General features: G+C 71.5%; 22 protein-coding genes and 1 tRNA gene. 10 read left to right on the forward strand and 13 right to left on the reverse strand.

Annotated elements, in window-relative coordinates:
* The first annotated feature begins 39 nt into the window (after window positions 1–39).
* Both ACTG9Q_RS00140 and ACTG9Q_RS00145 read left to right on the forward strand, forming a co-directional pair.
* Window positions 40–987, forward strand: coding sequence for a metallophosphoesterase (locus ACTG9Q_RS00140; protein WP_455570476.1), 948 nt, complete (start codon window positions 40–42; stop codon window positions 985–987).
* Between the two features lie 17 nt (window positions 988–1,004).
* Window positions 1,005–1,078: transfer RNA gene (locus ACTG9Q_RS00145), tRNA-Pro, on the forward strand.
* A gap of 188 nt (window positions 1,079–1,266) precedes the next feature.
* Here the strand turns inward: ACTG9Q_RS00145 and ACTG9Q_RS00150 are convergent.
* Both ACTG9Q_RS00150 and ACTG9Q_RS00155 read right to left on the reverse strand, forming a co-directional pair.
* Window positions 1,267–1,875, reverse strand: a complete 609-nt coding sequence (locus ACTG9Q_RS00150; protein WP_455570477.1) for a hypothetical protein — start codon at window positions 1,873–1,875, stop codon at window positions 1,267–1,269.
* A gap of 66 nt (window positions 1,876–1,941) precedes the next feature.
* Entirely contained in the window at window positions 1,942–2,151 is a 210-nt protein-coding gene (locus tag ACTG9Q_RS00155) for a ferredoxin (protein ID WP_455570478.1), read from the reverse strand.
* 76 nt (window positions 2,152–2,227) lie between these two features.
* Here ACTG9Q_RS00155 and ACTG9Q_RS00160 point away from each other — a divergent pair, with 76 nt between their 5' ends.
* A complete protein-coding gene (locus ACTG9Q_RS00160; RefSeq protein WP_455570479.1) occupies window positions 2,228–4,063 on the forward strand; it encodes a prolyl oligopeptidase family serine peptidase in 1,836 nt (611 codons plus the stop codon).
* On the opposite strand, the gene ACTG9Q_RS00165 is transcribed toward ACTG9Q_RS00160, so the two are convergent.
* Window positions 4,020–4,607, reverse strand: coding sequence for an NADPH-dependent FMN reductase (locus ACTG9Q_RS00165; RefSeq protein WP_455571281.1), 588 nt, complete (start codon window positions 4,605–4,607; stop codon window positions 4,020–4,022). The two genes, ACTG9Q_RS00160 and ACTG9Q_RS00165, sit on opposite strands and share 44 nt — an antisense overlap.
* A gap of 116 nt (window positions 4,608–4,723) precedes the next feature.
* On the opposite strand from ACTG9Q_RS00165, the gene ACTG9Q_RS00170 reads away from it, so the two are divergent.
* Window positions 4,724–5,770 (forward strand): alpha/beta hydrolase, encoded by a 1,047-nt coding sequence (locus ACTG9Q_RS00170; protein ID WP_455570480.1) that lies wholly within the window; start codon window positions 4,724–4,726, stop codon window positions 5,768–5,770.
* A 25-nt stretch (window positions 5,771–5,795) separates the two neighbouring features.
* Here ACTG9Q_RS00170 and bla read toward each other — a convergent pair whose 3' ends face one another.
* Window positions 5,796–6,752, reverse strand: a complete 957-nt coding sequence (gene bla, locus ACTG9Q_RS00175) for a class A beta-lactamase (RefSeq protein WP_455570481.1) — start codon at window positions 6,750–6,752, stop codon at window positions 5,796–5,798.
* 161 nt (window positions 6,753–6,913) lie between these two features.
* Here bla and ACTG9Q_RS00180 point away from each other — a divergent pair, with 161 nt between their 5' ends.
* The gene (locus ACTG9Q_RS00180) at window positions 6,914–8,086 is read left to right on the forward strand and encodes an MFS transporter (RefSeq protein WP_455570482.1); all 1,173 of its coding nucleotides are present in this window, start codon (window positions 6,914–6,916) and stop codon (window positions 8,084–8,086) included.
* A 39-nt stretch (window positions 8,087–8,125) separates the two neighbouring features.
* On the opposite strand, the gene ACTG9Q_RS00185 is transcribed toward ACTG9Q_RS00180, so the two are convergent.
* Together ACTG9Q_RS00185 and ACTG9Q_RS00190 are read right to left on the reverse strand one after the other, a co-directional pair.
* Window positions 8,126–9,172, reverse strand: a complete 1,047-nt coding sequence (locus ACTG9Q_RS00185) for an aspartate-semialdehyde dehydrogenase (protein WP_455570483.1) — start codon at window positions 9,170–9,172, stop codon at window positions 8,126–8,128.
* Window positions 9,172–10,437 (reverse strand): aspartate kinase, encoded by a 1,266-nt coding sequence (locus tag ACTG9Q_RS00190; protein WP_455570484.1) that lies wholly within the window; start codon window positions 10,435–10,437, stop codon window positions 9,172–9,174. Before ACTG9Q_RS00190 ends, ACTG9Q_RS00185 begins: the two co-directional genes overlap by 1 nt.
* A gap of 215 nt (window positions 10,438–10,652) precedes the next feature.
* Between ACTG9Q_RS00190 and ACTG9Q_RS00195 the strand changes: the two genes are divergently transcribed.
* Both ACTG9Q_RS00195 and ACTG9Q_RS00200 read left to right on the forward strand, forming a co-directional pair.
* Window positions 10,653–11,837 (forward strand): hypothetical protein, encoded by a 1,185-nt coding sequence (locus ACTG9Q_RS00195; protein ID WP_455570485.1) that lies wholly within the window; start codon window positions 10,653–10,655, stop codon window positions 11,835–11,837.
* Between the two features lie 73 nt (window positions 11,838–11,910).
* Window positions 11,911–12,501, forward strand: a complete 591-nt coding sequence (locus tag ACTG9Q_RS00200; protein WP_455571282.1) for a nitroreductase family protein — start codon at window positions 11,911–11,913, stop codon at window positions 12,499–12,501.
* Here the strand turns inward: ACTG9Q_RS00200 and ACTG9Q_RS00205 are convergent.
* Window positions 12,482–12,802 carry a hypothetical protein gene (locus tag ACTG9Q_RS00205; RefSeq protein ID WP_455570486.1) on the reverse strand — a complete coding sequence of 107 codons (321 nt, stop codon included), beginning with the start codon at window positions 12,800–12,802 and terminating at the stop codon, window positions 12,482–12,484. The genes ACTG9Q_RS00200 and ACTG9Q_RS00205 overlap by 20 nt on opposite strands.
* Before the next feature lie 22 nt (window positions 12,803–12,824).
* The gene (locus ACTG9Q_RS00210; RefSeq protein ID WP_455570487.1) at window positions 12,825–13,109 is read right to left on the reverse strand and encodes a hypothetical protein; all 285 of its coding nucleotides are present in this window, start codon (window positions 13,107–13,109) and stop codon (window positions 12,825–12,827) included.
* Between the two features lie 234 nt (window positions 13,110–13,343).
* Here ACTG9Q_RS00210 and leuA point away from each other — a divergent pair, with 234 nt between their 5' ends.
* From leuA to fxsT (ACTG9Q_RS00225), 3 genes are read left to right on the forward strand one after another with little or no spacing between them, the layout of a single operon-like run.
* Window positions 13,344–15,128 carry a 2-isopropylmalate synthase gene (leuA, locus tag ACTG9Q_RS00215; RefSeq protein ID WP_455570488.1) on the forward strand — a complete coding sequence of 595 codons (1,785 nt, stop codon included), beginning with the start codon at window positions 13,344–13,346 and terminating at the stop codon, window positions 15,126–15,128.
* A gap of 53 nt (window positions 15,129–15,181) precedes the next feature.
* Window positions 15,182–17,458, forward strand: coding sequence for an FxSxx-COOH system tetratricopeptide repeat protein (gene fxsT, locus ACTG9Q_RS00220; RefSeq protein ID WP_455570489.1), 2,277 nt, complete (start codon window positions 15,182–15,184; stop codon window positions 17,456–17,458).
* Window positions 17,455–19,659 (forward strand): FxSxx-COOH system tetratricopeptide repeat protein, encoded by a 2,205-nt coding sequence (gene fxsT / locus ACTG9Q_RS00225; RefSeq protein WP_455570490.1) that lies wholly within the window; start codon window positions 17,455–17,457, stop codon window positions 19,657–19,659. The genes fxsT (ACTG9Q_RS00220) and fxsT (ACTG9Q_RS00225) overlap by 4 nt, the downstream gene beginning before the upstream one ends.
* Here the strand turns inward: fxsT (ACTG9Q_RS00225) and ACTG9Q_RS00230 are convergent.
* The 5 genes from ACTG9Q_RS00230 to ACTG9Q_RS00250 all read right to left on the reverse strand — a co-directional run bounded on the left by ACTG9Q_RS00230 (window position 19,656) and on the right by ACTG9Q_RS00250 (window position 25,638).
* The gene (locus tag ACTG9Q_RS00230) at window positions 19,656–20,681 is read right to left on the reverse strand and encodes an ABC transporter ATP-binding protein (RefSeq protein WP_455571283.1); all 1,026 of its coding nucleotides are present in this window, start codon (window positions 20,679–20,681) and stop codon (window positions 19,656–19,658) included. The two genes, fxsT (ACTG9Q_RS00225) and ACTG9Q_RS00230, sit on opposite strands and share 4 nt — an antisense overlap.
* A 20-nt stretch (window positions 20,682–20,701) precedes the next feature.
* Entirely contained in the window at window positions 20,702–21,724 is a 1,023-nt protein-coding gene (locus ACTG9Q_RS00235; protein ID WP_455570491.1) for an ABC transporter ATP-binding protein, read from the reverse strand.
* Window positions 21,724–22,749, reverse strand: a complete 1,026-nt coding sequence (locus tag ACTG9Q_RS00240; protein ID WP_455570492.1) for an ABC transporter permease — start codon at window positions 22,747–22,749, stop codon at window positions 21,724–21,726. The genes ACTG9Q_RS00235 and ACTG9Q_RS00240 overlap by 1 nt, the downstream gene beginning before the upstream one ends.
* A 72-nt stretch (window positions 22,750–22,821) precedes the next feature.
* The gene (locus ACTG9Q_RS00245; protein WP_455570493.1) at window positions 22,822–24,585 is read right to left on the reverse strand and encodes an ABC transporter substrate-binding protein; all 1,764 of its coding nucleotides are present in this window, start codon (window positions 24,583–24,585) and stop codon (window positions 22,822–22,824) included.
* Window positions 24,586–24,639: 54 nt separating this feature from the next.
* Window positions 24,640–25,638 (reverse strand): ABC transporter permease, encoded by a 999-nt coding sequence (locus tag ACTG9Q_RS00250; protein ID WP_455570494.1) that lies wholly within the window; start codon window positions 25,636–25,638, stop codon window positions 24,640–24,642.
* Window positions 25,639–25,707 lie beyond the last annotated feature (69 nt).

Below are 25,707 nucleotides of genomic sequence, written 5' to 3' on the forward strand. Positions count from 1 at the left end.
GGTTTTCGTTGGCGGCGGACCGCCCGTACCCTCGACGGTGTGAGCCACCACGTCCGTTCCCTCGCCCTCGGCGCCGTCACGCTCGGCGCGGCCGCGTTCGCCTACGCGGCCGGGTACGAGCGCACCCGCTGGACGCTGCGCGAGGCGACCATCCCGGTCCTGGCCGAAGGCGCCCGCCCGCTGCGCGTGCTGCACATCAGCGACCTGCACATGCTGCCCGGCCAGAAGTCCAAGCAGCGCTGGGTCGCCGAACTGGACCGGCTCGACCCGGACCTGGTGGTCAACACCGGCGACAACCTCGCCCACCAGCAGGCCGTGCCTGCCGTGGTGCGCGCGCTGGGCCCGCTGCTCAACCGCCCCGGCGTGTTCGTCTTCGGCAGCAACGACTACTACGCCCCCAAGCCGAAGAACCCGGCCCGCTACCTGTTCCCCAGCGACAAGCGCGTCCACGGCACCGCGCTGCCCTGGCGCGACCTGCGCGCCGCCTTCATCGAGCGCGGCTGGCACGACCTGACGCACAACCGCACCCTGCTCACCGTCGACGGCCGCCAGATCGCCTTCGCGGGCGTCGACGACCCCCACCTGCACCGCGACAGCTACTCCGACATCGCGGGCAAGCCCGACCGCAAGGCCACCCTGCGCATGGGCGTCACCCACTCCCCCGAGCCCCGCGTCCTGGACTCCTTCGCCGCCGACGGCTACGACCTCGTCCTCGCCGGGCACACCCACGGCGGCCAGCTCCGCCTCCCCGGCTACGGCGCCCTGGTCACCAACTGCGAACTCGACCGCAGCCGCGCCCGCGGCACCTCCCGCTGGGGCGCCCACATGTGGCTGCACGTCTCCGCGGGCCTGGGCACCTCCCCCTACGCCCCGGTCCGCTTCGCCTGCCCCCCGGAAGCCAGCCTCCTGACCCTGGTCCCCCGCACCACCAGCCCCTCCCACGGCGAAGCGGGAACCCGATTCGGAGCCCGCGCCCGCGTCCGCTAGACTTCCCCACGTTCCACCGGGGTGTGGCGCAGCTTGGTAGCGCGCTTCGTTCGGGACGAAGAGGTCGCAGGTTCAAATCCTGTCACCCCGACGGACGATGGGCGGCGTGTTCCTGCGGAAATCGCAGGCCGCGTCGCCCGTTTCCATTTCGGTGTTCGGACCCCGGAGCCGCCACGGTGCGGCACCCCCGCGACCCGATGTGGTCGCTGATCGTCCACAGCTGACAGTGGTGTGAAGCCGAGTCCGACTCTGTCCGCGTGGACAGAGTCGGACTTCGTTCTACGGGGTTGTGGCCTGGTGGTTCATGTAGGCCGTGGCCTGGGAGGCCAGCCAGGCGTCGAGTTTGGGGAGGTTGGTGTTGGCCGGGATGCGGAAGGTTCGGGCTCGGCGGGTGTCGATGACCACCGGGGTGGCGTTGGGGAGCAGGTCGGGCATGCAGACCTGCATCAGGCGGGCGGCGGCGACTGCGGTGTCTCGGGTCAGTTCGGCTTCCTTGAGGTGGAATAGGGCCACCTCCAGGCCCGACCGGGTGCGGTAGGCCAGGTGGGGGGTCGCGTCGATGCGGAGGCCGCCGGTTTCCAGGGCTGAGGAGCCCGCGGGCACCACGACGCCGCGGGTGCGGCGCCACCAGGCGAGCAGGCCCGCGGTGGCCTCGGCGTAGGCGCGTTCCTGGCCGGAGAGTTCCAGGCCCTGCGCCGCCACCGTCAGTGCCGCGGGCGGGTCTTGGGACGCCAGGGCGACCGGGATGGCGGCGAGCAGGGGGGCGTAGAACTGCGTCCCCGGGTACTCCTCCGGTGGGACCCGCCGCGTGGTGATGATCTCGGTGCGGCGGGTGCGGGTGCCTGTGGCGTACTCGGCGAAGGTCAGCGCGCTTAGGGTCAAAGGCATGCCGTTCCCCCTTCAAATTGCGGTTCCACCAGGGGAAACGCTACCGGAGGGGTACGACAAAACCAGCTAGGCGAGTAGGTCCTTGCCGTCCTCGGTGACCAGGATCGCCAGGGCGGGGCAGGACTCCGCGGCGTCGAGGACGTTCTCGTCGGGCTCGATCTCCGTCGCGGTCGGCACCGCGGCGGCGCCTTCCAGGACAAAGCGGTCAGGGGCGGTGGCGACGCACAGGCCCGAGGCCATGCAGCGGTCGGCGCTCACTTCGATCTTCCAGGTCACACCGCACACCGTAGGCGGCAACGGCGGCGGCGTCATCCTCTGACCGGCTTTTCCCCAACCCTGGCAGGATCAGGGGGTGACCACTCATCCTGTCGCCGACGTCCCCGACCGGCTCTTCGCCGACGACGCCGCCGAGGCGCGCTGGCGGGCCCGGTTCCACGCCGCCCGGGTGACGCTGCCGGACTGGGCGCGGGAGGCCCCGGCCCGCACGGTGTACGTCTCCAACGCCAGTGGCGTGTGGGAGGTCTACGCCTGGGACCGCTCCACCGACTCCCACCGCCGGGTCACCGACCGCCCCAACGGCACCCTGCACGCGACGGTCTCCCCCGACGGCGAGCACGTGTGGTGGTTCGACGACACCGACGGCGACGAATTCGGCCTGTGGCGGCGCGAGCTGTTCGCCGGGCGCCCGTCGGGCGCCGCGCCCGAGACCGCCGTGGCCGGGGTGCCCGCGGGCTACCCGGCCGGGCTGTCGCTGGGTGCGCGGGTGTGCGCGGTCGGCGTGTCCGACGACGACGGCACCACGGTGTACCTCTCCCGCGGCCACCGGCCCGCCGAGGTCATCTACCGCGACAAGCACGACGGCGGGGTGGCCGCGCTCTCCGAGGACGAGACGCTGCTGGCCATCGCGCACTCCGAGCACGGCGACAACCGCCACCCCGCGCTGCGGGTGCTGTCGGTCGCCGACGGCTCGACCGTCGCCGAGAAGTGGGACGGCAAGGGCAAGGGCCTCGACGGCATCGCGTTCAGCCCGGTGGCGGGCGACCAGCGGCTGCTGGTGGCCCACGAGCGCCGCGGCCGCGAGGAGCTGCTGGTCTGGGACGTCGCCGCCGACAGCGAGACCGAGATCCGGCTCGACCTGCCCGGCGAGGTCACGGCCGACTGGTACCTCGACGGGGCGGCGCTGCTCATCGCGCACACCCACCAGGCCCGCAACACCCTGCACCGCTACGACATCGGCACCGGCGCGCTGTCCAACCTGGACACCCCGCCGGGCACGATCGGCTCCGCGCACACCCGCCCGGACGACACCGTGGAGTACAGCTGGTCCAGCGGGGCCGAGCCCAGCGTGGTGCGCGCGCTGTTCACCGACAGCACCGACCGGGTGCTGCTGGCCGCGCCCGGCGAGCGCGCCCCCCGCTCGCTCCCCCTGTCCGACGCCTTCGTCGACACCCCCAACGGCCCGGTGCACGCCCTGATCGCGCGCCCGGAGGGCGAGGGCCCGATGCCGACGGTGTTCAGCCTGCACGGCGGCCCGCACGCCGCCGACGAGGACCGGTTCTCGGCGTACCGGGCGCTGTGGCTCGACGCCGGGTTCGCCGTGGTGCACGTCAACTACCGCGGCTCCACCGGCTACGGCTCGGCCTGGCGCGACGCCATCGAGGGCAGGCCGGGGCTGACCGAGCTGGCCGACGTCGCCGCCGTGCACGACTGGGCCGTGGCCGACGGCCTGGCCGACCCGGCCCGCTGCGTGGTCAACGGCGCCTCCTGGGGCGGCTACCTGGCCCTGCTGGCGCTGGGCACCCAGCCGCAGCGGTGGGCGGCGGGCGTCGCCGGGGTGCCGGTGGCCGACTACCTGGCCGCCTACGAGGACGAGATGGAGCCCCTGCGCGCCTTCGACCGCGCGCTGTTCGGCGGCTCCCCGGAGGACATGCGCGAGCGCTACGTCGAGTGCTCGCCGATCACCTACGTCGACCAGGTGCGCGCGCCGGTGCTGGTGCTGGCCGGGGAGAACGACCCGCGCTGCCCGATCCGCCAGATCGACAACTACCTGGAGCGCCTCGCCGCGCGCGGGGTGCCGTACGAGACCTACCGATACGACGCCGGGCACGGGTCGCTCGTGGTCGCGGAGACGATCAAGCAGTCGGCTATTGAGGTGTATTTCGCGCTGCGAGCCCTGAAGATGCGCTGAGCGCGAACTCGGCGACCTGCAGGCCGATCGTGCGCAGGGTGCTCGCGACCTGTGGCTGCGAGCACCCGCCCACGGCGTCGAAGGCGACCTCGTTGCTGTTGACCGACGCGCCGAGGGGCGTCGGCCAGCCGCGCAGGGCGTGCACGATCGAGCGCAGGGCGGTCAGCGTGGTGACGCTGGCCTGCCAGCCCGAGGCGGTGGCCACGCAGCCCACCGCGCGGCCGTCGAGGTAGGGGCGCTCGTCGTCGCGCAGGTCCTCGATGTAGTCCAGCGCGTTCTTGAGCAGGCCGGAGACCGTGCCGTGGTAGCCGGGGGAGACGAGGATGACGCCGTCGGCCTCGCGCAGCTCCCCGACCAGCCTGCGGGCGGTGTCGGAGCGGTCGGGGACCGCCGGGTCGTAGAAGGGCAGGACGAGGTCGGCGCCGGAGAGCACGGTCGTCTTCGCCCCCGCCTCCGCCGCGCCGGACAGCGCGAGCCGCAACGCGCGCTCGGACTGCGAGTCCGCCCGCAGGGACCCGCCGATACCCACCACCGAGACCGTCACGTCGGCCATCCTTTCACCGCTTCCCGCACGGTACGACCTCCATCGTGGTGGAGGTCCAGGGCTGTGAGCGTGGTTACCGGCAGGTAGCGTCCCAAGGCGGAGCCCGAGGAGGCCGGATGCCGGAGTTGATGAGCCGTGTCCCCATCGGCGCGCAGGCGGTCCTCGCCCGTGCCGTGTTCGCCGCGCCGAAGCCGATCAGGCGGCTGATCGCGGGCGCGCCGATCCGCGTTGACGGGCAGGAGCTGGCGCTGGACGCCCAGCTGCTGCTCGCCCTCGACCGCATCGGCGGGCACGAGCTGGCGCACGGCACGCCGGAGGAGGCGCGGGCGCGCATGGCCAGGGCGGTCCCGCTGGTCTCCGGCCCGCCGATCGAGCCGGTCGCGGTGCGCGGGCTGAGCCTGGACGGCATCCCGGCGCGGCTCTACACACCCGTCGAGGACACCTCGGCGATGCTGGTCTACTACCACGGCGGCGGCTGGGTGATCGGCACGCTGGACAGCCACGACAACACCTGCCGCTACCTCGCGCGCGAGGCGGGCGTGAAGGTGCTGTCGGTGGACTACCGGCTCGCGCCCGAGCACCCGTTCCCGGCGGCCGTCGAGGACGCGGTGGCCGCCTTCCGGCACGCGCACGCCAAGGCCGCCGACTTCGGCGTCGAGCCCGGCCGCATCGCCGTCGGCGGGGACAGCGCGGGCGGCAACCTGGCCGCGGTGGCGTCCCTGCTGACCACCCGCGACGGCGGGTCCGCGCCCGCGTTCCAGCTGCTGTTCTACCCCGGCGCGGACTCCACCGTCCGCCGCCCCTCCCGCGACCTGTTCGCCGACGGGTTCTTCCTGACCAGCGACAACATCGACTGGTTCAGCGACCACTACTGCCCGGAGCTCGACCTGCGCACCGACCCCCGCTTCTCGGTGCTGCTGGCCGCGGACCTCTCCGGCCTCCCCCCGGCCTACCTGGCCACCGCCGGTTTCGACCCCCTGCGCGACGAGGGCGAGGCGTTCGGCGCCAAGCTGGCCGAGGCGGGCGTGCCGGTGACCGTCCGCCGCCACCGCGACCTGATCCACGGCTACGCCACGTTCCTCGGCATCGGCACCCGCTTCCGCGAGGCCGTCGCCGAGGCCGCGGGCGCGCTGCGCACCGGCCTGGCGCTGGCCCGCAGATAGGCAGGCAGATAAATCAGCGGGTAGGTCAGCTCAGGGCGTCGACGGCGATCCGGGTCGCGTCGGCGACAAGGGCGTCGGCGGGCTCGGCGTCCTCGGTGTCCTTGCCGGTCAGCACGGCGATGACGATGGGCGCGCCGTCCGGCGGCCAGAGGACGGCGATGTCGTTGCGCGTGCCGTATCCGCCGCCACCGGTCTTGTCGCCGACTCGCCAGCCCGCGGGCACTCCAGCGCGGATCAACTTGCCGCCGGTGGTGTTGCGCAGCAGCCAGTCGACGAGCACGCCGCGGTCCTCGGCGGCCAGGGCGTCACCGAGGACGAACGTCCGCAAGTCCTCGGCGAGGGCGCGCGGGGTGCTGGTGTCGCGGGTGTCCCCGGGGACCGCGGAGTTCAGCTCGGGCTCGACGCGGTCGACGGAGGTGACGTCGTCGCCGATCGCGGTGAGCGCTGCGTCCAGGGCCGCGGGGCCGCCAAGGTGGCGCAGCAGGAGGTTGGCGGCGGTGTTGTCGCTGTGGCGGACGGCGGCGTCGCACAGCTCGCGCAGGGTCATGCCGGTGGCCACGTGCCGCCCGGTCACCGGGGAGTGCGCGACCAGGTCGGCCTCGGTGTAGCGGACCCGCCCGTCGAGTTCGGGCGTGGTGGTCTCGTCCAGCACCACCGCGGCGGCCAGCGCCTTGAAGGTGGAGGCGTGGGCGAAGCGCTCGTCGGCGCGGAAGGCGACCGTCCGGCCGGTGCCGGTGTCGACGGCGTGGACGCCGAGGCGGGCGTCGTACCGCGCCTGCAACCGGGCGAACGCCCGCTCGACGCCGGGGTCGGCGGCGGTGCCCGTCACCGCGGGTGGGACCGGCGCGGGCTGGATCGGCGCGGACTGGACCGGTGCTGGCGGGATCGGTGCTGCCTGGGGCTGGGCAGGCTCGGCGGGCGCGCACGCGACGAGCGCGCCGATCGACGCCGCCGCGAGCCAGGCGCGCTGTCTGCCTGCCATCGGTGATCCTCCGTCGTTCGGGTGTCCCAGCCTGCCGCGAACAGACCCACCCTGCCCGAAATGAGCGTGGTGCTCCATTCAGGCCGGCCTCATCCTGGAACCAGTCAAGAAAACGGTAATGTGGTTGCACCACTCGCCATCGATCGGGTCTCATCGCAGGTATGCGGCAGTACCGGCGGATGCTCGCCCTCCCCGGCGTTCGCAACCTGATGATCGTCATGTTCTTCGCCCGGGTCCCGGTGACCGCGGCGCCGATGGTGCTCACCCTGGCCGTGGTCGAAGGGCTCGGCCGCGGCTACGGCGCCGCGGGCCTGGTCGGCGCGGCGGCGACGGTCGGCATCGCCGCGGGCGCCCCGCTGCTGGGCCGCGTCGTCGACCGGCACGGGCTGCGCCGGATGCTGGTGCTGGTCACCGTCGGGGAGACGCTGTTCTGGGCGGGCGCGCGGTTCCTGCCCTACCCGGCGCTGCTGGCGGCCGCGTTCGCAGGCGGTCTCGTCGTGGTGCCGGTCATGTCGATCGGCCGCCAGGCGATCGCCGCACTCGTCCCCGACGACATGCGGCGCGCGGCGTACTCGCTGGACTCCGTCTCGGTCGAGCTGACGTTCATGATCGGCCCGGCGGCCGCGGTCGCGGCCGTCACCCAGGTGTCCACGGGATCGGCGATGACCGCCATGGCGGTGACGGTGTTCCTGGTCGGGATCGTCCTCTATGTACTCAACCCGATGGTGCGCTCCGCGGCGGAGGCCGACGAGCCCTCGGTGCCGCGCCGGGTCTGGCTGACCCCGCGCATGATCGGCGTGCTGGCCATCGGCGCGGGCGCGATCTTCGTGCTGGCGGGCACCGAGGTCACCGCGCTGGCGATGCTGCGCGAGTCCGGGCAGCTCACGTGGACCGGCGCGGTGTTCGCCATCATCTGCGCGGCCTCGGCGATCGGCGGGCTGGTGCACGGCGCGGTCCGGCGCTCGCTGCCGCAGCTGACGCTGATGGTGGTGCTCAGCGCCCTGGTGATCCCGGCGGGCCTGCTCGGCGCGAGCTGGTGGGTGCTGGCGCTGGCCCTGGTGCCCACGAGCCTGGTCTGCGCCCCGACCATCGCCGCGACCGGTGAGGAGGTCGGCAAGCTGGCCCCGCCGGGCAGCCGCGGGGAGGCGATGGGCCTGCAGAGCACGGCGTTCACCCTGGGCGCGGCGGCGGGCGCGCCGGTGGCCGGGTTCGTCGTGGACACCACCGCGCCCGCGATGGGTTTCGCGGTCGCCGGGCTCGGCGGCCTGCTGATCGCCGGGACGGCGTTCGCGCTGTTCCGCACCCGCCCCGCCCCGGTGCCCGCGACCGTCTGACGGGCGCCCCCGAACCTCGGGAGCGCCCGTCAGGGGCGGTCAGCCGACCAGGGCCTCGGCGATCTCGTAGGTGTTGAGCGCCGCGCCCTTGCGGAGGTTGTCCCCGCAGACGAAGAAGTCCAGCGTGTTCGGGAAGTCCAGCGCCTGGCGGACCCGGCCGACGTAGGTCGGGTCGCCGCCCACCACGTCGGCGGGGGTCGGGAACCGGCCGTTGGCCGGGTCGTCGACCAGGACGACCGACGGCTGGGCGTCGAAGATCTTGTGCGCCTGCGCCACGGTGACCGGCCGCTCGAAGGTGGCGTGGACGGCCAGCGAGTGCGTGGTCACCACGGGCACGCGCACGCAGGTCGCCGAGACCTTCAGCTCCGGGATGCCCAGGATCTTGCGGGCCTCGTTGCGGACCTTCAGCTCCTCGCTCGACCAGCCGTCGTCCTTGACCGAGCCCGCCCACGGCACCACGTTGAACACCAGCGGAGCCGGGAACGGGGACTCGGCGGGCAGCTCCGAGAGCGCCTCGCGCACGTCACCGGCCCGCGAGCCGACCGCCTTGCCGGCCACCGCGGCGGCCTCGGCGTAGAGGCGGTCGACACCGTCCTGCCCCGCGCCCGAGGCGGCCTGGTAGGAGGCCACGACCAGCTCGCGCAGGCCGAACTCGTGGTGCAGCGCGCCCAGCGCCGCCATCATCGACAGCGTGGTGCAGTTGGGGTTGGAGATGATCCCGCGCGGCCGCTGCGCGATCTGCTCGCGGTTGACCTCGGGCACCACCAGCGGCACGTCGGCGTCCATCCGGAACGCGCCGGAGTTGTCCACGGCGATGGCGCCACGGGCCGCGGCGACCGGCGCCCACTGCGCGGACACGGCGTCGGGGACGTCGAACATCGCCACGTCGACGCCGTCGAAGACCTCCGGCGACAGGGCGAGCACCGTCAGCTCCTCGCCCCGCACGGTGATCTTCTTGCCCGCCGAGCGCGGGGAGGCGATCAGCCGCACCTCGCCCCACGGCCAGGTCGGGCGGCCGTTGAGGATGTCGACCATCACGGTGCCCACGGCGCCGGTCGCGCCCACCAGGGCCAGCACGGGAGCCATCAGCGACCACTCCCCGCGTACACCACGGCCTGCTCGTCGCCGCCGAGCTCGAATGCCTCGTGGATGGCCTTGACCGCGTCGTCGAGCTGGGTGTCGCGGATGAGCACCGAAATGCGGATCTCCGAGGTGTTGATGATCTCGATGTTCACCCCCGCCTTGGACAGCGCCTCGCAGAAGGTCGCCGTGACCCCCGGGTGCGAGCGCATGCCCGCGCCGACCAGCGAGACCTTGCCGATGTGGTCGTCGTAGAGCACGGCGCCGAAGCCCAGCTCGACGCGGATCTTCTCCAGCGCCTCGACCGCGGTGGGGCCGTTGCTCTTGGACAGGGTGAAGGTGATGTCGGTCTTGCCCGACTCGGTGCTGGACACGTTCTGCAGCACCATGTCGATGTCGATCTCCGCGTCGGCGACGGCGCGGAAGATCCGCGCCGCCACCCCGGCGTGATCGGGCACGCCGGTGACGGTGACCTTCGCCTCCGACCGGTCGTGCGCGACGCCGGTGATCATCGCCTGTTCCACGTTCAAGTCCTCCACTGAGCCGGACACGATGGTCCCTGGCTTGGTGCTGTACGACGAGCGGACGTGGATGCGCACGCCGTAGCGGCGCCCGTACTCCACGCAGCGCAGCATGAGCACCTTGGCCCCGCTGGCCGCCATCTCCAGCATCTCCTCGTAAGTGACCGTGTCGAGCTTGCGCGCGTCGGGGACGATCCGCGGATCGGCCGTGTACACGCCGTCGACGTCGGTGTAGATCTCGCACACGTCGGCGTTGAGCGCGGCGGCCAGCGCCACCGCGGTGGTGTCCGAGCCGCCCCGGCCGAGCGTGGTGATGTCCTTGGTGTCCTGGCTGACGCCCTGGAACCCGGCGACGAGCACGATCTTGCCCTCGTCCAGCGCGGCCTGCACCCGGCTCGGGGTCACGTCGATGATGCGCGCCTTGCCGTGCGCGGAGGTCGTGATCACCCCGGCCTGCGAGCCGGAGAACGAGCGGGCCTCGGCGCCGAGGGCGCTGATGGCCATGGCGACCAGCGAGTTGGAGATGCGCTCCCCCGCGGTCAGGAGCATGTCCATCTCCCGCTCCGGCGGGACCGGGTTCACCTGCTTGGCGAGGTCGAGCAGCTCGTCGGTGCTGTCGCCCATCGCCGAGCAGACGACCACCACCTCGTGGCCCGCCTTGCGGGTCGCCACGATGCGCTCGGCCACCCGTTTGATCCGGTCGGCGTTCTCCAGCGAGGAACCACCGTACTTCTGGACGACGAGCGCCACGGGCTGCAACCTCCTCTAGCGAGCGAGCGGGAGGCAGCACGTCCGAGCACATGGGACGGCCGCCGTCCCTATCGCGAGGAGCGTACCCGCCGCCGCTTTTCACCTCGGGCTGATCTGTGGTGTCCGCCACTGTGTGAACTGCGATGATTTCGGCCTGCCAGTGGTGCGGCGACCGAACATTAGGCTTAATGGGGTACCCGAGAGAGAGGTCGACGGTGACAGCGACTGAGGTGGCGCCCGCGCCCGTCGTCGCCCCGGCGCCACCCGGGCCGAGCCGGTGGCGGCGGGTCGCGCGGGTGCTCGCCCCCGCCGCGGTGTTCCTCGGCGTGCGCGAGGTCGGGCTGCTCGTGCTGGGCATGATGGCCGCGGCCAACAACACCAGCACCGGCGCGGCCCTGCGCTCCTGGGACGGGCAGTGGTTCCTGGCCATCGCCGCGGGCGGGTACGACGGGGTGCCCCCCGGGCTGGTCGACGCCTTCGGCAGGCGCACCGCGGAGACACCGCTGGCCTTCTTCCCCGGCTACCCCACCATCGTGGGCTGGCTCTACGACCTGGGTTTCCCGCTGGTCGGCTCCGCCCTGGCGGTCACCATCGGCTCGGGGGTGGTGTGCGCGTACGGCCTGGTCCGGCTGGGCACGCTGGTGCGCGGCGGGTCGCGGCGCACCGGGCTGGTCCTGGTGGCGCTGTTCGCCGCGGCGCCGATGTCGGTCGTGCTGTCGATGGCGTACTCCGAGGCGATGTTCTGCGCGGCGGCGGTGTGGGCGCTGGTGTTCGTGCTGGAGCGCAACTGGGTCGGCGCGGGCGTGGTCACGGCGGTGGCCGGGCTGATCCGGCCGACCGCGGCGGCGCTGGTGCTCGCCGTCGGGCTGGCCGCGCTGGTGGCGATCGCGCGGCGGCGCGACGGCTGGCGCCCGTGGGTCGCCGCGGCGCTGGCCCCGGTCGGGCTGTTCGGGTACCTGGCGTGGGTGGGGTGGCGGACCGGGGCGTGGGACGGCTGGTTCGTGCTGCAGAGCCGGGGCTGGGACTCGGAGTTCGACGGCGGGATCGCCACCGTGCGGTTCAGCCTCCAAGTGCTCGGCGACGCCCGGTCGGTGCTGGAGGTGACCACCGTCGGGTTCATCGTCGGCGCGCTGGTCCTGCTGGTCCTCTGCTGGCGGCAGCGGGTGCAGTGGCCGCTCCTGGTCTACGCCGCGGGGGTGCTGGCGATGGACCTGTGCTCAAACGGGCTGATGAACTCCAAGGCCAGGCTGATGGTCCCGGCGATGACGCTGCTGGTGCCGGTGGCCGTGGCGCTGGCCAAGCGCAGGACGTCGACGATGGTGCTCACGCTGTGCGGGATCGCGCTGTTCGGGTCTTGGTTCGGGGCGTACTCGATCACGGCGTGGGGCTATGCCATCTGAGCCAACTGGGCCATCCCAACCACCCGGGCCATTCGAACCACCGGGGCCGTCTGAACCACGGGAGCCATTCGAACTGCCGGGGCCATTCGAACCGCACCCGCTGATCGCGGCCCGGTGGAGCCCGCGGGCGCTGGACCCGGCGGCGGTGGTGCCGGGCGAGGCGCTGCGCCGCATGCTGGAGGCCGCGCGCTGGGCGCCGTCGTACGGCAACACCCAGCCCGCGCGCTACCTGGTGGGTCCACGTGGGACGTCGACCTTCGACCGGGTCTTGGCCCTGCTCAACGCAGGCAACCGGGAGTGGGCGGGGCGCGCGGGCGCGCTGCTGGTGGCGTGCGCCGAGACGGCCAACGTCAAGGGCGCGGTTCCGTTCGCGGAGTACGGGGTGGCCCTGGCCACGGAGAACCTGGTGCTGCAGGCGGTCGCGGAAGGTCTGGTCGCCCATCAGATGGCGGGCTTCGACGCGGCCGGGGTGCGCGTGGAGTTCGGGCTGCCGCGGAGCGTGCGCCCGCTGGTGGCGGTCGCGGTCGGGACGCTGGGGCCGGTGGAGCTGCTGCCGCTGGACAAGCGCGAGCGGGAGAACAGGCCGCGGCGCCGGATGCCGCTGTCGGAACTGTCCTTCACCGACGCCTGGGGGACGCCCTACCTCAAGCCAGGCGCCGGATGAGGCGCGTGGCGACGGAGGACACGACCAGCCAGAACACCGTGGCGATGCTGTAGTTGATCAGCAGGCCCAGCTTGGCGTCCTCAGGGGTGAACAGGCTCTTGAACGCCAGGGACAGCGGTACGGCCAGGTCGGCGACGACGCCGGTGATCGGGTTGTCCGGGTTGGCGTTGCCCATCACCAGGACCACGTGGACGACCAGGACCAACGCGATGAGCAGCCCGACCCAGCGCACGACTCCGGCCAGGACGCCGACCACGCGCGCGCGGTCGACGCCCCGGTCGGAGTCGGTGTGCTCGGCCATACCGGGCAGTAAAGCACAGGGCTCAGCGGACCAGCCTGGCGAGCAGGCCGGTCACGACCAGCCAGAACACCGCGGCGAGACCGTAGTTGACCAGGACGCTGATGCTGTCGTTGGCGATGGGGAAAAGGCCGGGGAAGAACAGCGCCAATGGCTTGGCTATCGAGGCGATGAATTGGACGAAGGCGTTGCCGGAGTTCGCGCCGAGGATCACCAGCAGGATGTAGATGACCTCGATGAGCGCGAACAGCGCTCCGATCCCGGTGATGATCCGGGCGGCGGACCCACGGTTGCGTGAGCGAGTGACCATGCCAGGAACGTGCCCCCCACCAGCGACGCCGTAACTGCTCCAAACGGCGCAACTCGGACACGCCCAGCATGTGGACGCGCGGTTACCGGTTCCGGCCGGATCGCCGCTAGCCTGGCCGCGTGGCTCGTAGCCTCCTGCTTCGCTGCCGCGACGGGGCCTGATCTGACCGGCCCCCCGTCGCGGAGTTCGGCGTTGCCGCCGGTCGCCTCTGTCGATCCGCTGGGAGCCCACACCATGTCCGAGACCTTCCCCTCCGCCGCGAGCCGCGTCCGCACGCCCGCCCGTGACGTCCCCGGTGAGCAGCCCCGGTGGAACCGGCAGCGCGGCAGCGCGATGCCGTACCACCGGTACAAGCCCTTCCACGAGCTGGTCGAGCCGGTCACCCTGGCCGACCGCACCTGGCCGTCCAAGCGCATCGAGCGGGCGCCGCTGTGGTGCGCGGTCGACCTGCGCGACGGCAACCAGGCGCTGATCGACCCGATGTCCCCGGCCCGCAAGCGCCGCATGTTCGACCTGCTGGTGCGCATGGGCTACAAGGAGATCGAGGTCGGCTTCCCGGCGGCGAGCCAGACCGACTTCGACTTCGTGCGGGAGATCATCGCCGAGGACGCGGTCCCCGCCGACGTGCGCATCCAGGTGCTGACCCAGGCGCGCCCCGAGCTGATCGAGCGCACGTTCGAGGCGGTCGAGGGCGCGCACAGCGCGATCGTGCACCTGTACAACTCGACGTCGATCCTGCAGCGGCGCGTGGTGTTCCGCCAGGACCGGGCCGGGATCAAGAAGATCGCCACCGACGGCGCCGAGACCGTGCTGGCCTTCGCGGAGAAGCACGGCGAGACCGACTTCCGCTTCGAGTACTCCCCGGAGTCCTACACCGGCACCGAGCTGTCCTACGCCGCGGAGGTCTGCAACGCCGTCTCCGCGGTCTGGCACGCGTCGGCGGACCGGCCGGTGATCATCAACCTGCCCGCGACGGTGGAGATGGCCACCCCGAACGTGTACGCCGACTCGATCGAGTGGATGAGCCGCAACCTGGACAACCGGGAGGCGGTCATCCTGTCGCTGCACCCGCACAACGACCGCGGCACCGGCGTCGCGGCGGCCGAGCTGGGCTACCAGGCGGGCGCCGACCGCATCGAGGGCTGCCTGTTCGGCAACGGCGAGCGCACCGGCAACGTCGACCTGGTCACCCTGGGCATGAACCTGTTCAGCCAGGGCGTCGACCCGCAGATCGACTTCTCCGACATCGACGAGATCCGCCGCACGGTCGAGTACTGCAACCAGCTGCCGGTCGCCGAGCGCCACCCGTGGGGCGGCGACCTGGTGTTCACCGCGTTCTCCGGCAGCCACCAGGACGCCATCAACAAGGGCTTCGACGCGCTGGCCGCGGCCGCCGCCGCCGAGGGCGTGCCGGTGGAGCAGATGCCGTGGGAGGTCCCGTACCTGCCGATCGACCCGAAGGACGTCGGCCGGTCCTATGAGGCGGTCATCCGGGTCAACTCGCAGTCCGGCAAGGGCGGCGTGGCCTACGTGATGAAGACCGAGCACCACCTCAACCTGCCGCGCAGGCTGCAGATCGAGTTCTCCCAGGTCGTGCAGGCGGTGACCGACAGCGAGGGCGGCGAGGTCAGCCCCAAGGAGATGTGGGACATCTTCGCCGGGGAGTTCCTGGACCGGGTGTCCCCGCTGCGCCTGCGCCGCAACCGGGTCACCGACGACGGCGACGGCCGCGACGAGATCACCGCGGTGGTCGAGGTCGAGGGCGATGAGCACGAGGTCAGCGGGGTCGGCAACGGCCCGATCGCGGCGTTCGTCGACGGGCTGGCCAGCGTCGGGTACGACGTGCGGGTGCTGGACTACTCCGAGCACGCGCTCACCTCCGGCGACGACGCGCGGGCGGCGGCCTACGTCGAGTGCGCCATCGGCGGCTCGGTGCTGTGGGGCGTCGGCGTCGACAGCTCCATCGTGACCGCGTCGCTGCGGGCGGTCGTCTCGGCGGTCAACCGGGCGCACAAGTAGCCCGTCCACTTCGGACTCACCACACCGGCGCGGGCTTCTGGGATGCTGTCCGGGTGACGCCCAGGGTCGTGTTCCTCAGCCACACGTCGGAGCTGCGCAGGCTGCCCGCGGAGGGGTCCTTCGTCGCCGCGGCGGAGTCGGCGGTGACCCGGGCGGGGGACGCGGTGGCGGACATGGCGTACTTCACCGCGGCGGACACCCCGACCGGGCAGGCGTCGCGGGAGGCCGTGGGCAAAGCCGACGTGTACGTGCTGATCGCAGGCTTCCGCTACGGCACCCCGGTGCGCGACCAGCCGGAGGTCTCGCACTGCGAACTGGAGTTCGAGGCTGCGGGCGAGGCCGGGCTGCCGCGGCTGGTGTTCATCGTCGGCCAGAACACCACGGGGACCGCGGAGCTGTTCGTGGACACCGAGTTCGGCGCGCGGCAGGCCGGGTTCCGGGCCCGGCTGTCCGACAGCGGGGTCACCGCCGCGATCGTGGACTCCCCCGCCGCGCTGACCACCGCGCTGTACCAGGCGCTGGTGGAGCTGCCCCGGGCCCGCACCAGCAAGCGGGTCTGGGGCGTCCCGGCCCGCTCGGCGCGGTTCACCGGGCGGGAGGACCTGCTCGCCGCGCTGCGGGCGCCGTTCACGGAGAAGGGCGTCGTGCAGGCGGTGCACGGCGCCGCGGGCGTCGGCAAGACCTCGACCGTCATCGAGCACGCCCACCGCCACGGCGACGAGTACGACGTGGCGTGGTGGGTCCCCGCCGAGGTCCCCGAGCTGATCCCGGTGCACCTGGCCGGGCTGGCCCGCGCGCTCGGCATCGACGCCGACGAGCACAGCGTGGCCCGGCTCATCGGCGAGCTGCGCGGCCGGGACCGGTGGCTGCTGGTCTTCGACAACGCCGAGTCCCCCGCGGCGCTCTCGCCGTTCCTGCCCGGCGGCTCGGGGCACGTGATCATCACCTCGCGCAACCCCGACTGGGGCGCCGTGGCGCGCCCGCTCGGCGTCGGGGAGTTCACCCGGGCGGAGTCCACCCAGGTGCTGCGCGAGCGCGCGGTCCACCTGTCCGACGCCGACACCGACACGGTGGCGGGCGCGCTCGGCGACCTCCCGCTGGCCGTCGACCAGGCGGCGGCGCTGCTGGCCGAGACCGGCTGGTCCGCCACGACGTTCCTGACGTTGCTCGCCGAGCGCACCGAGGACCTGCTCAGCAGCGGCGCGGCGTCGTGGGCGCTGGCCTTCGACCGGCTCGCGGGCGACGGCCCGGCGGCCCTGCAACTGCTGTCCATCGCCGCGTGGCTGGCCCCCGAGCCGGTCCCCACCACGCTGCTCACCGAGCACCCCGAGCACCTTCCCGAGCCGCTGGCGGCGGTGGCCGCCGACCCGCTGGCCTTCGCCGCGACCACGGCCACCCTGCGCCGCCGCGCGATGGCCGCGGTCACCCCCGACAGCCTGCTGCTGCACCGCGTCCCGGCGGCCCTGCTGCGCAGCCGCCCCGGCGACTGGGCCACGACGTGCGTGCGGCTGCTGCGCGCCACCGTCCCGCCGAACCCGTGGGACAACCCGGCCGTCTGGCCGACCTGGCGCCGCTACCTGCCGCACGTCCTCGCCGCCACCGCCCACGACGTCCCCCACGCCGTCGAGGAGTGGGCCTGGCTCCTCGACCGCGCCGCCAGCTACCTCCACACCCGCGGCGAGCCCGGCCTGGCAATCCCCCACCTGGAGCGCGTCCACGCCAGCACCCAGGCCCGCCACGGCGACGACGACAGCCGCACCCTGATCGCCGCCAACAACCTCGCCCTGGCCCTGGACAGCGCCAAGCACCACGCCCGCGCCAGCGCGCTGCACCAGGACACCTTCGACCGCCGCAGGCGCCTGCTCGGCGACGACGACCCGCGCACCCTCACCTCAGCGGGCAACCTCGCCCTGACCCTGCGCGCCCTCGGCAAGAACGAGGAAGCCCTTGCCCTGCACCAGGACACCCTCGATCGACGAAGGCGCCTGCTGGGCGACGACCACCAGCGCACCCTGACCTCGGCGAACAACCTCGCCTACACCCTGCGCACCCTGGACCGCCTGGACGAGGCCCGCGCCCTCTACGAGGACACCCTGGAACGCCGCCGCCGACTCCTCGGCGACGACCACCCCCGCACCCTGGTCTCGGTCAGCAACCTGGCCTTCATCCTCCGCCGCCAGGGCCACCTGACCCAGGCCAGGGACCTCCACGCCGACACCCTCACCCGCCGCCGGGCCGTCCTGGGCGACGACCACCCGGACACCAAGTCCTCCGCCCGCAGCCTCAAAGCCGTGGAGGACGAGATCGCACGGCGAGACACCACCCCGTGACCCCGCGCAGCGTCTTCCTCAGCCACACCGCCGAACTGCGCGACCACGGGTTCGTCGGCGCCGCTGAGAGCGCTGTGACACGAGCGGGCGACGCGATCGCCGACATGGCCTACTTCACCGCCCTGCCCACCCCCACCGGCGAGGCGTCCAGAGCCGCCGTCGAGCGCGCCGACGTGTACGTCCTGATCGTGGGCTTCCGCTACGGCACGCCGGTGCGGGAACGCCCGGAGCTGTCACACACGGAGTTGGAGTTCCAGGCCGCGGTCGAGTCCGGCCTGCCCCGTCTGGTCTTCCTGCTGGGCGAAGAATGCTCCGGCCCACCCGCGCTGTTCCGCGACACGCGGTTCGGCCAACGCCAACAGGAGTTCCGTGATCACCTGACCGCCAGCGGCAGCACTCTTCACACGGTCAACTCGCCCGCCGAACTGGAGACAAGGCTTTTCCAGGCCCTGATCGAGCTCCCGCGACCGGACATCACGAAGCGCGTGTGGAGCATTCCGGCCCGCCTCGCGAGTTTCGTCGGCCGCGAGAGGCTGCTCGCCGACCTGGAGTCCATATTGGACTTCCGTGGTGAAGCCGTCGTCCACGCCGTGCACGGGATGCCGGGTGTGGGCAAGACGATCACCGCCATCGAATACGCCCACCGCCGAGGTGGCCACTATGACGTGGCCTGGCTGGTCAACGCGGAGAACGCCGAGCTGATCCCCGCCCAGCTGGTCGAACTCGCCAAGGCCAGGGGGATCGTGGCCGACACGACCAAGGCGACGATCGTCCAGCTCATGGCCGAACTGCGGGTCCTCGACCGCTGGCTGCTGATCTACGACAACGCGAACTCACCCGACGACCTGAATCCCTACCTGCCTGGCGGTCGCGGCCATGTCCTGATCACCTCCCGCAACCCGTGGTGGGAAGCCGTGGCGGCCTCGGTGGACGTGCCCGAGTTCAGCCGGGCCGAGTCGGTGCAGGTGCTGCTGAGCCGGGTGCCGGACCTCGCCGAGCCGGAACGCGTGGCCGAGGCCCTCGGCGACCTCCCCCTGGCCATCGACCACGCCGCCGCCCTGCTGGCCATCACCGGCTGGTCCGCCGACACCTACCTCGACCTGCTCCGCAGCAGACCCGGCGACTTGATGGACACCTCGTGGTCACTGAGCTTCGACCGCTTGGCCGAGGCCAGCCCGGCCGCCTACCAACTCCTGTGCCTGATCGCCCGGCTGGCCCACGAGCCGGTCCCCCTCACGATGATCACCGACTACCCGATGCTGCTGCCCCAACCACTCGCCTCGGCGGTGACTGACCTAGTGGCGCTGGCCGAGATCCAGTCGGCGCTATGGCACCACGGCCTCGCGAGGGTCACCCCGGGAACGGTCCACCTGCACCGAGTTCCGGCTGCCCTCCTGCGCGCTTGGACCGGGGACCATGACTGGGGCGGTGTCGCCGTGCGGCTCCTGCGCAATGCCGCCCCGGTTGAGCCACCGCACGACCCGGCGTCGTGGCCGGTCTGGGAGCGGCTCGTTCCGCATATTTTCACGGCGACCGAGCAGGCCGCCGACACCGAGGCGACCGACGTCATCGCCTGGCTGCTCGACCGCGCCGCCGCCTACCTCCGCAGCCGTGGCCGACCGCGCCAAGTCGTTTCCCTGCTGGAACCCGCCTACGACCTCAGCCGGAGGGTGCACGGCCCGGACCACGCCCACACCTTGACAGCGGCGGACAACCTCGCCGTCGCGCTGCACGTGGCCGGTGAGCTGGATCGGGCAACAGAACTACACGAGGACACCCTTGACCGACTGGGCCGAACCCAAGGGACGGGCCACCCGAGCACGCTGGCCTCGGCCACCAACTTCCTCGACACCCTGCGCGCGAAGAAGGACTACAAGCGCGCTCGCGACCTCCACCAGGAAGTCCTCGCGGGCCTGCGGCGAACCTATGGCCCCGACGATCCCCGCACTCTCATCTCCGCCAACAACTTTGCCGCCACACTGCAGGTATGCGGCGACTTGCGGCAGGCACGGGCACTCCACGAGGACACGCTTTCCCGCTACCGCGCCACGTTGGGGGACAGCCATCCGCGCACGGTGAACTCGGCCATCAACCTGGCTGTCACCCTCCGCGCCCTGGGGAGCGCCGAGCAGGCAGACGCGCTTGAGGCCAAGTTCGGCCCCGGGCCCGCTCCCCGGGCCGAACAGGGAGGACGGGTCTAGCCTGCCGCGTGAGCGCTTCCGGTGGGGTCGAGGGTGATCTTGTCGGTGTTCTCCGGGAAGTGGCAGGCCGCGCGGTGGCCGGGGGCCAGTTCGGCGAGGGGTGGTTCCTGGGTCTTGCAGATGTCCTGGGCCTTCCAGCAGCGGGTGTGGAAGCGGCAGCCGGTGGGGGGGTTGATCGGGGAGGGGACGTCGCCCTGCAGGCGGATTCGCTCGCGGCGGTTCCTGCGGGTGGTGTCCGGGATCGGGACCGCGGAGAGCAGGGCGACGGTGTACGGGTGCATGGGGCGCTCGTACAGGGCGTTGCGGTCGGCGATCTCCATGATCTTGCCCAGGTACATCACCGCGACGCGGTCGGAGACGTGCCGGACGACGGAGAGGTCGTGGGCGATCATGACGTAGGTCAGGTCCAGCTCGTTCTGCAGGTCCTCCAGCAGGTTGATCACCTGCGCCTGGATGGAGACGTCCAAGGCGGACACCGGCTCGTCGGCCACGATCAGCTTGGGCTTGAGGGCCAGGGTGCGGGCGATGCCGATGCGCTGGCGCTGGCCGCCGGAGAACTCGTGCGGGTAGCGGTTGTAGTGCTCGGGGTTCAGGCCCACCAGTTCCAGCAGGTCCTGCACCGCGCGCTTCACCCCGTTCGGGGTCTCCACCTTCTGCAGGCGGAACGGCGCGCCCACGATGGTGCCCACGGTGTGGCGCGGGTTCAGCGAGGAGTACGGGTCCTGGAAGATCATCTGGACGTCGCGGCGCAGGGGGCGGATGGTGGCGTTGGACATGTGGGTGATGTCGCGGCCCTCGAAGACGATGCGCCCGTCGGTGGGCTCCAGCAGCCGGGTCAGCAGGCGGCCGGTGGTCGTCTTGCCGCAGCCGGACTCGCCGACCAGCGACAGGGTCTCCCCGCGGGTCACCGAGAACGACAGGCCGTCCACCGCCTGCACCGCGCCCGACTGGCGCTGCAGCAGACCCCTGCGGATCGGGAAGTACTTCCGCAGGTCGGTGACGGTCAGCAGTTCCTCGCCCATCCTGGGCTCGATCACGTCAGTCACAGCTTCGGCCTGATCTCTTCCGACCAGATCTTGTTCCGGTCCTCAGTGGACAAATGGCAGGCGATGTGGTGGCCGCCGCCGACGTCGCGGAACTCCGGGCGCTGCACGAAGCTCAGGTCGCCGTTGCGCCCCGCGAACGCGCAGCGGGGGTTGAACGGGCACCCGTCGGGGACGTTGATCAGGCTCGGCGGCGTGCCCTTGATGGGCAGCAGCCGCTCGGAGCGCGCGCGGTCCAGCCGCGGCATCGAGCCGAGCAGGCCCCAGGTGTAGGGGTGCTGCGGCGCGTTGAAGATGGCCTCGGCGCTGGCGTACTCCACCGCGCGACCGGCGTACATGACCATGATGTCGTCGGCCAGCTCGGCGACCACCCCCAGGTCGTGGGTGATGATGACGACCGCGGAGTTGAACTCCTGCTGCAGGTCCCGGATCAGGTCCAGGATCTGGGCCTGCACGGTGACGTCCAGCGCCGTGGTCGGCTCGTCGGCGATCAGCAGCTCCGGGTCGCACGACAGGGCCATGGCGATCATGGCCCGCTGGCGCATGCCGCCGGAGAACTGGTGCGGGTAGTCGTCCACGCGCGACTTCGGGTTGGGGATGCCCACCCGGTCCAGCATGTCCACCGCGTGCTTGCGCGCGACCTGCTTGCTCACCGGGTTGTGCACCCGGTACGCCTCCACGATCTGGTGGCCCACCGTGTAATACGGGTGCATCGCCGAGAGCGGGTCCTGGAAGATCATCGCCATCCGCTTGCCGCGCAGCTTGCGCACGTGCTCGGGGTCGGCGAGGACGAGGTCGTCGCCGTCGAGGCGGATCTCGCCGCTGATCGCGGCCGTGCCGCGCTTGTGCAGTCCCATGACCGACAGGCTGGTGACGCTCTTGCCCGACCCGGACTCGCCGACGATGCCGAGGGTCCTGCCCCGGTCGACGGCGAAGCTCAGGTCGTCGACGGACTTCACCACGCCGTCGTCGGTCGGGAAGTGCACCCGCAGGTTGCGCACTGTCAGGAAGGCTTCGGGCATCACTTCAGGCGCACCCTCGGGTCGACGACGGCGTACAGCAGGTCCACCACCAGGTTGGCGATGACCACGAAGAAGGCGGCCACCAGAACCACGCCCATCACCTTGGGCAGGTCGTAGTTCTTGATGCCGTCGATGGCGAACTCGCCCAGCCCCTTGAGGGAGAACGCGCTCTCGGTGAGCACCGCGCCGCCGAGCAGCAGGCCGACGTCCAGGCCGAAGATGGTCAGGATCGGGGTGAGCGCGCCGCGCAGGCCGTGCTTGACGACGACGGTGCGCTCCGGCAGGCCCTTGGCCCGCGCGGTGCGGATGAAGTCCTCGTTCATCGTCTCCAGCATTCCCGCGCGGGTGTGGCGGGCGTACTGGGCGGAGAACAGGAAGGCCAGGGTGATCCACGGCAGCAGCAGCGAGTACGCCCACTCCGCCGGATTCTCGGTGAACGGCACGAACCGTCCACCTGGGACTGTCCAGCCCAGTTGATAGCTGAAGATCGCCAGCGACAGCAGGCCGGTGAAGAAGATCGGCAGGGACACACCCGCCAGGGCCATCGACATCGCGGCCCGGTCGAAGATGCTTCCCTTGCGCAGCGCGGAGAGCGTGCCGACGAAGACGCCGCCGACCAGCCACAGGAACGCCGCGCCGACGGCCAGCGACAGGGTGACCGGGATGCGGGTCAGCAGTTCGGGCCAGACCGGCTGCAGGGTGCGGAAGGAGTACCCGAGGCAGGGCGCGGGGCACTCGGCGATGCGGGCGCCGGTGTCGTACTGCGACCCGACGAAGATGCCCTTCACCCAGTTGAAGTACTGGACCACGATCGGGTCGTTGAAGCCGAGGCGCTCGGCGGTGAGCTTGACCGTCTCAGCGGTGGCGGTGCGCCCGACGTAGCGCGCCGCGAGGGTCTCCGATGTCGCCCCGAGCAGCTTGGGGAACAGGAAGAAGATCCCGAACGTCACCGCGCTCACGATGAACAACAGCAAGACTGCCGCGAGCAGCCGCCGGATGATGTATGTGATCACAGTAGCCGGCATCCGGCGGCGGGCCGGGGGGTCGCCCCGGCCCGCCGCCGTAGTGCCTTCACCTGCCTATCGTGGTGGGAACGATCAGGACTGGACGCCCATGGCCAGGTAGTCGTACATGCCGAACGCGTCGGAGACGAACACGTTGGTCACGCTCTTGCCGCGCAGCAGCAAGCTCTTGGAGTAGACACCCGGAAGGATGACCGCCTCGTCCATGACCTTCTTGTCGATCTCGGTCCAGATCTTCTCGCGGGCGGTCACGTCGGTCTCGGCCAGTGCCTTGTCCAGCAGGGCGTCGACCTCGGGGATGCGCACGGAGGTGTTCGACGAGCCACCGGTCTCCCGGATGACGCGGCTGTCGACGATCTGGGACAGGAAGCCGAAGCCGTCGTTCCAGTCAGCACCCCAGCCGTTGACGGCCATGCCGAGCTTGTTCTGCACGACGTAGGGCGGGTTGCCCGCGAACTGGGAGAAGTAGTCGCCCTGCGGGAACGCCTTGAGGGTGACCTTGATGCCCACCCGGGCCAGCGCCTGCTGCAGCGACTCGGCGACCGCCTTCTCCTTGGGCCGCTCGGCGCGGTAGGCGATGTTGGTCTCGAAGCCGTTGGGCTGACCGCACGCGGTCAGGGCCTCCTTGGCCTTCGCCACGTCGCCCTTGTTGTCCTGGCCCGCCGGGTAGAGGTCGAACTTCTCGTAGCCGGGGATGGCCGGGGGCAGCACGGTCGAGGCGACCTCGCCGCCCGCGAAGGCGCCGCCCATCGCGGTCTGGTAGCCGGTCTTGTCGGTGGCGTAGTGGATGGCCCTGCGGCACTCGACGTTGTCCAGCGGCGCGACCGTCGGGTTCACCGAGGTGTACCAGAGGCGGGCGATGGTCGGGTTGTCCGCCTGGTCCTTCAGCGCCGGGTCGCCCAGGATGCGGGCCAGCGAGTTCGGCTGCACGCCGGTGCCCGCGATGTCCACGTGGAGGTCACCGGAGATGAGCTGGCTGTCGATGTCGTCGGCGTTGACGTTCATCGTGACTTCGTAGGAGTCCGGCAGCGCCTTGCGGTTCGGGTCGGTCGCCGGGTCCCACTGGTCGTTGCGGACCATGGTGAAGCTCTTGTCCGCCTGCAGGTTCTGGAACTTGTACGGGCCGGTGGAGAGCACCGAGTTGCGGTACTCCGCGCCGGTGTCCTTGGCCTCGGGGACCGGCACCGTCTGCGGGAGCTGGGCCATGTAGTCGAAGCCGCCGAAGGGCTGCTTCAGCTTGAAGACGATGGTCTTGTCGTCCGGGGTCTCGATCGCCTGATCGGTGTTGACGCCCTTGGACTTGTACGGGCCCTTGTAGCCCTCGGGCAGGTCGAGGAACTGCTCGAAGTACGCCGGGCCGTTGGGGAAGGTCGCCTTGTCGGTCGAGCGCAGCACCGCGTGCTTGACGTCCTTGGACGTCACCGGGGTGCCGTCCTCGTACTTGACGCCGTCGCGCAGCTTGTAGGTCCAGACCTTGCCGCCCTCGCTGGGCACGCCCAGCGCCTCGGCCAGGTCGGGCACCAGCTCGTTGCTCGCCGCGCCGGGGGCGGGCTTGAACATCACGAGCGAGCGGCCGTAGAGGCGCAGGAAGTTCCAGGAGTACCCGTAGTAGGTCTCACCGGGGTCGAGGGAGTCCCACGTGCCGCTGTTCGCGATCTTGAGGGTCCCCCCCTTCTTGTCAGACGGGTTGAAGACGTCAGTGAGGCCCGCGTTGAACGCAGGCGTCGAGCCTCCGCCGCCGCCACCGTCCCCGTCAGTGGCTGTGCCGCCACACGCAGAGAGCGCCAACACGGCAGCCGCACCGGCGGCGACCATGGACACCAAGCGCTTGCTTTTCATCTTGCTGTGCACCCTTTCTTTCCAGGACCAGATGGGACGGAAGCCGCCGCCGGGTTACCGGGATCGCGGATCGAGCGCGTCCCGCAGTCCGTCGCCGAACAGGTTGAAGGCCAGCACGGCGATGAAGATCGCCAGGCCGGGCCAGAGCATGAAATGCGGCTGGTGGTAGAGGCGCGAGGCCTCCGACAACATGCCGCCCCATGTGGCCGTGGGCGCGTTGACACCGACACCCAGGAAGGACAAGGCGGACTCGAACAGGATGTTCGTCGGGATCAGCAGCGTGGAGTACACCAGGATCGGCGCCACCAGGTTCGGCAGGATCTCCTTGAACAGGATGTACGGGTTGCGCGCGCCCATGCTGCGGGCGGCGTCGACGAACTCGCGCTCCCGCAGCGAGAGCGTCTGCCCGCGCACGATCCGGCCGATGTAGGGCCAGTTGAAGAAGCCGATGATGAAGATCAGCATCCCGATCCGGGTGGCCTCGCTGGAGAGCCCGAACGCGGAGTCGGGGATGACGCCGACCAGGGACATCGCGAACACCAGCAGCGGGAACGCCAGGAAGACGTCCATCGCGCGGCTGATCAGCGTGTCGACCCAGCCGCCTGCGAACCCGGCGACGATGCCCAGCACGGTGCCGATGACGACCGACAGCACGGTGGCCAGGAAGGCGATCAGCAGCGAGATCCAGGCGCCCGCGAAGATGCGCGAGAGCAGGTCGCGGCCGTTGATCGGCTCGATGCCCAGCGGGTGCTCCCAGCTCATGCCGCCGAAGAACCCCTTGGGGGTCAGGGTGCCGAACTCGGTGTCGATGAGGTCCTGGTTGAAGTCGTTGGGGCCCACGACGTTGAAAAACCGGTCGAGGACGAGCCCGGCGAGTGCGAAGATGACGAGCGCGACCACCACGACGCCGCCCGCGACGGCGACCTTGTCGCGCTTGAGCCTGGTCCAGGCGATCCGGCCCAGCGAGCGGCCCTCGATGGCCTTGCGCGGGGCACCGTGGACCACGGCCTCCGGAGTCGGCTCGGACCCGGTGACCTGAGGTGGAGCGGTCATGCCGCGAACCACCCGGAGTAGGGCGCCCGCACGCCCCGTCGAACCGCGCCGGGTGGGGCGTTTCGACAA

It is taken from the genome of Actinokineospora lacus (genome assembly GCF_053813445.1).

Bases quoted from the DNA above. Each gene is read 5' to 3' on its own strand.
- ACTG9Q_RS00150 (WP_455570477.1), bottom strand. From the start codon at position 1,875: ATGCCTTTGACCCTAAGCGCGCTGACCTTCGCCGAGTACGCCACAGGC.
- ACTG9Q_RS00170 (WP_455570480.1), top strand. From the start codon at position 4,724: ATGCCGGAGTTGATGAGCCGTGTCCCCATCGGCGCGCAGGCGGTCCTC.
- bla (WP_455570481.1), bottom strand. From the start codon at position 6,752: ATGGCAGGCAGACAGCGCGCCTGGCTCGCGGCGGCGTCGATCGGCGCG.
- ACTG9Q_RS00180 (WP_455570482.1), top strand. From the start codon at position 6,914: ATGCGGCAGTACCGGCGGATGCTCGCCCTCCCCGGCGTTCGCAACCTG.
- ACTG9Q_RS00185 (WP_455570483.1), bottom strand. From the start codon at position 9,172: ATGGCTCCCGTGCTGGCCCTGGTGGGCGCGACCGGCGCCGTGGGCACC.
- ACTG9Q_RS00205 (WP_455570486.1), bottom strand. From the start codon at position 12,802: ATGGCCGAGCACACCGACTCCGACCGGGGCGTCGACCGCGCGCGCGTG.
- ACTG9Q_RS00210 (WP_455570487.1), bottom strand. From the start codon at position 13,109: ATGGTCACTCGCTCACGCAACCGTGGGTCCGCCGCCCGGATCATCACC.
- leuA (WP_455570488.1), top strand. From the start codon at position 13,344: ATGTCCGAGACCTTCCCCTCCGCCGCGAGCCGCGTCCGCACGCCCGCC.
- ACTG9Q_RS00230 (WP_455571283.1), bottom strand. From the start codon at position 20,681: ATGGGCGAGGAACTGCTGACCGTCACCGACCTGCGGAAGTACTTCCCG.
- ACTG9Q_RS00235 (WP_455570491.1), bottom strand. From the start codon at position 21,724: ATGCCCGAAGCCTTCCTGACAGTGCGCAACCTGCGGGTGCACTTCCCG.
- ACTG9Q_RS00240 (WP_455570492.1), bottom strand. From the start codon at position 22,749: ATGCCGGCTACTGTGATCACATACATCATCCGGCGGCTGCTCGCGGCA.
- ACTG9Q_RS00245 (WP_455570493.1), bottom strand. From the start codon at position 24,585: ATGAAAAGCAAGCGCTTGGTGTCCATGGTCGCCGCCGGTGCGGCTGCC.
- ACTG9Q_RS00250 (WP_455570494.1), bottom strand. From the start codon at position 25,638: ATGACCGCTCCACCTCAGGTCACCGGGTCCGAGCCGACTCCGGAGGCC.